This window comes from Mesorhizobium sp. M7A.F.Ca.CA.002.15.2.1, from assembly GCF_003998715.1.
GTDB lineage: Bacteria > Pseudomonadota > Alphaproteobacteria > Rhizobiales > Rhizobiaceae > Mesorhizobium > Mesorhizobium ciceri.
Genome location: NZ_RZPI01000369.1, coordinates 1 through 5,549 on the forward strand (window position 1 = coordinate 1; position 5,549 = coordinate 5,549).

Here is a 5,549-nt window from a genome sequence, read left to right on the forward strand (position 1 = left end):
TGATAGGGGAAGTCGCGAAGACGGGGACGACGGATAAAGGGCAGGAGGGGAGTAGGGGAGTAGGGCAGTAGGGCAGTAGGGCAGTAGGGCAGTAGGGCAGTAGGGCAGTAGGGCAGTAGGGCAGTAGGGCAGTAGGGCAGTAGGGCAGTAGGGATAGGCGTCGGTGCCGTCTGCTCCCCTATTCCCCTACTGCCTTACTGCCCTACTCCCTTCTTGACTCAGCTTGCCACCGCGCCGAACCAGCCGATGACGGCGCCGATGATCAGTAGCACGCCGAGCCAGTGGCCGCCGTCGATGAGGGTCAGGTCCCAGCCGAAATTCTCGTAGCGATGGTTGACCGAGAGCGTCGTGGCGACGAAACCCAGCCAGAGCACGAAGCCGAAGACAAGTCCGGCGAGCCATGTCGGCTCGCCGCCGGTCATCGCGCCGACGACCAGCGCCATTATCGTGGCCATGACCAGTTCGGCGATGAAGCTGACGACGAAGGGCAGCGGCGACTTCTTCATCGTGGCCGGATCGAGCTTGGCGGCCTTCAGCCACGCCTTGCTCAGGCTCATGTACCAGGCGGCGCCGAACAGCCACGCCACGATTGCGGCAGCGACCACCGCCAGCCAGTTCACTGCTGAAAAATCCATGAGCTCCCCCCTCTGATTTGGATATGATGGAACGCCTGTTCGGCGATCGCGTCAAGCGAACCGCCAGACGGTCGTGCGCTTGACCAGCGCATCCTCCAGCGCCCGCGTGACGGCCACTTCATAGACCGCAAGCGGCTCCAGCCCTGTCTTCGGCAGATACGACCGGCCGGGATCGCCGACAAGGATTTCGGCGCCGCGCGCCTTCAGCGTTGCGAACCATGGCACCAGCCGGTCAGCGAAAGATTTGTCATAGAAAACATCACCGGCCAGGACCACGTCCCAACCTGCATCGGTGCCGATGCAATCCGTGCCGAGGAATTCGGTCCCGATACCGTTGATCTCGCTGTTGAGCCGGATCGCGGTGGCGCAGAACGGGTCGATGTCGGAGGCGATCACCTTGGCGGCACCGGCCTTGGCGGCGGCGATGGCGACAAGGCCGGAGCCGGAAGCAAAGTCGAGCACGTGCTTGCCACGCACCGTGCCGGAATTGTCCAGGACATAGCGGGCAAGGCCCTGGCCGCCGGCCCAGGCAAAGGCCCAGAAGGGCGGCGGCAGGCCGATTTCGACCAGCTCTTCCTCGGTCCGCTGCCACAGATCATGCGCTTCGTCGGCAAGATGAAGCAGGATCTCCGGCACGTGCGGCGGCGCCATCAGCGCCGTGTTGTCGAGAATGAACTGTTTGGCGCTGTTGGGCGTGAGCGCCGTCACGGAACCGGCGTCAAGCCGCCCATGCGGCAGACTTCCTTCCATTCGGCCGGCGTCACCGGCTGCACGGAAAGCCGTCCGAGCCGCACCAGCGCCATGTCGGCAAGCCTCGGATTGGCCTTCACCTGTTCCAGCGTCGGCGGGTTCGGTACATCCCTTACGGCGCGGATGTCGACGCATTCCCAGCGCGGATCGTCCGACGTGGTGTCGGGATGGGCAAGCGCGCAGACTTCAGCGATGCCGACGATGTTCAGCCCCTCGTTGGAGTGGTAGAAGAAGCCGAGATCGCCGATCTGCATCGCCTTCATGTTGTTGCGCGCCGCGTAGTTGCGCACGCCGTCCCATTGCGTGCCGGCCTTGCCCTTGGCCTTCAGCATCTCGAAGGAGAACTTGAATGGCTCGGATTTGAACAGCCAGTAGTTCATGTCTTTCTCCTCCTTGGAGTCGCGCTGGCGACCGGGATTAACTAGCCGCCGGCTTGTTGAACGTCCAGTTCCACGGGCGGATTTCGACGCTTTCGAACAGCCCGGCCTTGGCGTAGGGGTCGGCGGCCGACAGAGCCTGCGCCCCTGCCAGGTCGGGCGCTTCGACGACCACGAGGCTGCCATTGGACCTGCCTTCAGTGTCAAGGAACGGACCGGCGAATGCCAGCTTCTTGTCGCCGTTCAACCCCTCGAGAAAGGCAACATGCTCGGGCCGCGTGTCGAGGCGCACCTGCAGGCTTCCGGGCTTGTCCTTGCAAATCACAGCAAACAGCATTTTTTCTCCTGATCGTTCAAAGTCGTGGGGATCAATCGTTGGTTTCGGTCTTCAGCGGCCGGGTCATCAACGCCGTCACGGCCTGCCGGACGGTGATGGTGCCATCCAGTATGGCGGCGACGGCGGCAATGATCGGCGCGTCGATGTTGCGCTCGGTCGCAATGCGGGCTGCGATCGCCGCCGTCGGCACGCCTTCTGCCAGCGGCAATCCGGCAAGTGGCTTGCCTTGCCCGAGCGCCAACCCATAGGCGAAATTGCGCGACTGGGTGGACGAGCAGGTCAGCAGCAGGTCGCCAAGGCCGGAAAGCCCCATCAGCGTTTCGGGCCTGGCGCCGAAGGCAGCGCCGATGCGGCGCAATTCGACAAAGCCGCGCGTCACCATGGCGGCCTGGGCGCTGGCGCCGAGACCCGCCCCAGTGACGGCACCTGCGGCAATGGCAAAGACGTTCTTCAAGGCGCCGCCGATCTCGACGCCGATCAGGTCGTCGTTCGAATAGCAGCGCAGATTTTCGGCGGAAAAGCGGGCGGCGAGATCGGCGGCCAATGCCTCGTCGCGGGCGGCGACCACAACGGCCGTCGGCAGGCCGCGGGCGACGTCGGTGGCGAAGCTCGGGCCCGACAAAACGGCAACCGGATTGAGCGGCAGGATTTCTTCGACAATCGCCGATAGCAACGCGCCAGTCTCGCTTTCGATGCCCTTGGCACACAGAACCAGCGGGATACCGGCCGGCATATGGTCCTTCGCGGCCGCCAGCGTCGCCCGCAGCGACTGCGCCGGCGTCACCGCCAGCACGCAATCGGCACCGTCGAGCGTGGCCTGGATGTTGCTCGTCGCCACGATGCCGGGCTGGAGCGTAATGCCCGGCAGGTAGCGTGGATTTTCGCCGCGGTCGATCGCGGCGACGGTCTCCGGATCGCGCGCGTAAAGGCGGACGAAATGGCCGGCGCGCAGCATGGCCAAGGCCAAGGCAGTGCCCCAGGCGCCGCCGCCGAGCACGGCAACGCGCCAGCCGCTTGGCGCGGTGACGTTGCCGCTCATTGCCACCTCGTTCATGCCTTGGCTCCGCGCCGGCCGGAGCCGACCATCGGCGCCGAGATGCTGTCCAGCGGCCAGCGCGAGCGCGGCACGAAATCGAAGCCGTTCTCTTGCGCCATGCCCTCGCGCAGCCGCTCGATGCCGGCCCAGGCGATCATCGCCGCATTGTCGGTGCAAAGTTTCAGTGGCGGCGCAATGAAGGTGAAGCCGGTCTCGGCGCAGAGCCGCTCCAGCATGGTCTTGATCGTGCGGTTGGCGGCGACACCACCGGCAACGACGAGGGCTGGGTTCCTGGTGCCGGGAAATGTCTCGCGAAAGCGCGTCAGCGCGCGAGAAACACGGTCGGCCAGAGCATCGGCTACGGCCCCCTGGAACGAGGCGCAGATGTCGGCGACGTCCTGGTCGCTCAGCGGCGCAATGGCGCTCGCCGCCTGGCGCACGGCGGTCTTGAGGCCGGAGAAGGAGAAGTCGGGCTGGGCCGAGCCCTTCATCGGACGCGGAAAGGCAAAGCGCGAGGCGTTGCCGGCCTGTGCCGCCTTTTCGACATTCGGTCCGCCGGGATAGGGCAGGCCAAGCATCTTGGCCGTCTTGTCGAAGGCTTCGCCGAGCGCGTCGTCGATAGTCGTTGCCCAGCGCTGGTAGCCGCCGACACCCCGCACGGCGACGATTTGCGTATGGCCGCCGGAGACCAGCAGCAAGAGATAGGGAAAGTCGAGCCCGTCGGTCAGCCTTGCGGTCAGCGCATGGCCTTCGAGGTGGTTGATGGCGATCAGCGGCTTGTTCGCCGCCGCGGCGATTGCCTTGGCGGTCATCAGCCCGACGATCAGCCCGCCGACCAGGCCGGGGCCGGCGGTGGCGGCAATCGCGTCGATATCGGCTAGCGCCGTGCCCGAATCGGCAAGCGCCGCCTCGATGATGCCGTCCAGCGCCTCGACATGGGCGCGCGCGGCGATTTCCGGCACGACGCCGCCGAAAGCGGCATGCTCCTCGATCTGGCTGAGCACGATGTTGGACAGGATTTTTGGCGCGGCGTCGCCGTCGACGGCCACCACGCTGGCGGCGGTCTCGTCACAACTCGTCTCTATGCCCAGCACGCGGATCAATTCGTCGCTGTCCCTAAAGATTGTATCATGGGGTTTTCCCCGTTAGGAGAACCCCGGAAAAGCCTCGCTTGCCGGGGGGTTATCACGGACTGCGCGCCATGCAAACAATCTTGAGAATCGGAACACGCGGCAGCCCGCTGGCGCTGGCGCAGGCGCATGAAACGCAGGCGCGGCTGATGGCCGCGCATGGCATGCCGGCGGAGGCGTTCGAGGTGGTCGTCATCTCGACCAGCGGCGACCGCATTCAGGACCGGCCGCTGTCGGAAGCCGGCGGCAAGGGCCTGTTCACCAAGGAGATCGAGGAGGCGCTGCTGGCCGGCCGGATCGACATCGCCGTGCATTCGTCGAAAGACATGCCGACGCAACTGCCCGACGGCCTCGAACTGTCGGCCTTCCTGCCGCGCGAGGACGCACGCGACGCCTTTGTCGGCAAAGCGGCGAAGACGATCGCCGAACTGCCGCGCGGGGCGAAAGTCGGCTCGTCGTCGCTACGGCGGCAAGCGCTGATCCGCCGGATGCGGCCGGATCTCGACGTGGTGATGTTCCGCGGCAATGTGCAGACGCGGCTGCGCAAGCTCGACGAAGGCGTCGCCGCCGGCACGATCCTGGCCTATGCCGGGCTGAAGCGGCTTGGGCTCGAGCATGTCGTCACCGACCTGATACCGCTCGATGTCTTCCCGCCGGCGCCGGGGCAAGGCGCGATCGGCATCGAAACCCGTATCGGCGACCGCGATGTCGAAAAGATGCTGGCGGCCGTCCATGATGTGCCGACCGGCCAGGCGCTGGCCTGCGAGCGTGCCTTCCTGGCGGCGCTCGATGGCTCCTGCCGCACGCCGATCGCCGGCTATGCGGCGATCGAGGCCGGAAAACTGTCTTTTGCCGGGCTGATCATCTCGCCCGACGGCACGCAGTCACACACGGTCGAACTGCAGGGACCGGCGCAAGACGCCGCCCGGATCGGCGGCGAAGCGGCCCGGAGCGTGCGCGCCAGGGCCGGCGAAAAGTTCTTCGACGGCTGGCTCTGAAATGCTTCGCGTCCTGGTGACCAGGCCGGAACCGGGTGCTTCGCGCACAGCGCATCGGCTGGAGGAGGCAGGTTTTCAGCCGGTTCTTTTGCCCCTGACCGAAACAAAGGCGTTGCCTGTCGCCGCCGGACTGATCCCGGACGATGCCGTCGCGGTGGCCGTCACAAGCGCCAATGCCATGCGCCATGCGCCGGAAGAAATCATCGCGACGCTCGCCGCCTTGCCTTGTCATGCCGTCGGCAGGCGGACTGCGGAAGCTGCCCGCAAAGCGGGGGTTTTGTCGGTC

8 protein-coding genes are annotated in these 5,549 nt (G+C 65.9%); 2 read left to right on the forward strand and 6 right to left on the reverse strand.

Annotated features, from left to right (window positions below; translation table 11 throughout):
• Positions 1-218: 218 nt before the first annotated feature.
• Genes ENZ74_RS19965 through tsaD form a run of 6 tightly spaced genes read right to left on the reverse strand, consistent with a single transcriptional unit; the run spans position 219 to position 4,235 of the window.
• A complete protein-coding gene (locus tag ENZ74_RS19965; RefSeq protein WP_024503046.1) occupies positions 219-635 on the reverse strand; it encodes a DUF1761 domain-containing protein in 417 nt (138 codons plus the stop codon).
• 51 nt (positions 636-686) lie between these two features.
• Entirely contained in the window at positions 687-1,385 is a 699-nt protein-coding gene (locus ENZ74_RS19970; protein WP_174299057.1) for a methyltransferase, read from the reverse strand.
• Positions 1,340-1,765, reverse strand: a complete 426-nt coding sequence (locus ENZ74_RS19975) for an EVE domain-containing protein (protein ID WP_063169521.1) — start codon at positions 1,763-1,765, stop codon at positions 1,340-1,342. The genes ENZ74_RS19970 and ENZ74_RS19975 overlap by 46 nt, the downstream gene beginning before the upstream one ends.
• 37 nt (positions 1,766-1,802) lie before the next feature.
• Positions 1,803-2,099 (reverse strand): YciI-like protein, encoded by a 297-nt coding sequence (locus tag ENZ74_RS19980; RefSeq protein WP_063169520.1) that lies wholly within the window; start codon positions 2,097-2,099, stop codon positions 1,803-1,805.
• 31 nt (positions 2,100-2,130) lie between these two features.
• A complete protein-coding gene (locus ENZ74_RS19985) occupies positions 2,131-3,153 on the reverse strand; it encodes an NAD(P)H-dependent glycerol-3-phosphate dehydrogenase (protein ID WP_063169519.1) in 1,023 nt (340 codons plus the stop codon).
• On the reverse strand, positions 3,150-4,235 hold the full coding sequence (gene tsaD / locus ENZ74_RS19990) for a tRNA (adenosine(37)-N6)-threonylcarbamoyltransferase complex transferase subunit TsaD (RefSeq protein WP_181172687.1): 1,086 nt from the start codon (positions 4,233-4,235) through the stop codon (positions 3,150-3,152). Before tsaD ends, ENZ74_RS19985 begins: the two co-directional genes overlap by 4 nt.
• A gap of 101 nt (positions 4,236-4,336) precedes the next feature.
• On the opposite strand from tsaD, the gene hemC reads away from it, so the two are divergent.
• Together hemC and ENZ74_RS20000 are read left to right on the forward strand one after the other, a co-directional pair.
• A complete protein-coding gene (hemC, locus tag ENZ74_RS19995) occupies positions 4,337-5,263 on the forward strand; it encodes a hydroxymethylbilane synthase (RefSeq protein ID WP_063170402.1) in 927 nt (308 codons plus the stop codon).
• A gap of 1 nt (position 5,264) precedes the next feature.
• Positions 5,265-5,549: uroporphyrinogen-III synthase (locus tag ENZ74_RS20000; protein WP_206522300.1), on the forward strand; the 285-nt coding region annotated here is incomplete at its 3' end.

Coding starts and splice junctions, on each gene's coding strand:
- ENZ74_RS19965 (WP_024503046.1), bottom strand. CDS start 635: ATGGATTTTTCAGCAGTGAACTGGCTGGCGGTGGTCGCTGCCGCAATC.
- ENZ74_RS19970 (WP_174299057.1), bottom strand. CDS start 1,385: ATGGAAGGAAGTCTGCCGCATGGGCGGCTTGACGCCGGTTCCGTGACG.
- ENZ74_RS19975 (WP_063169521.1), bottom strand. CDS start 1,765: ATGAACTACTGGCTGTTCAAATCCGAGCCATTCAAGTTCTCCTTCGAG.
- ENZ74_RS19980 (WP_063169520.1), bottom strand. CDS start 2,099: ATGCTGTTTGCTGTGATTTGCAAGGACAAGCCCGGAAGCCTGCAGGTG.
- ENZ74_RS19985 (WP_063169519.1), bottom strand. CDS start 3,153: ATGAACGAGGTGGCAATGAGCGGCAACGTCACCGCGCCAAGCGGCTGG.
- hemC (WP_063170402.1), top strand. CDS start 4,337: ATGCAAACAATCTTGAGAATCGGAACACGCGGCAGCCCGCTGGCGCTG.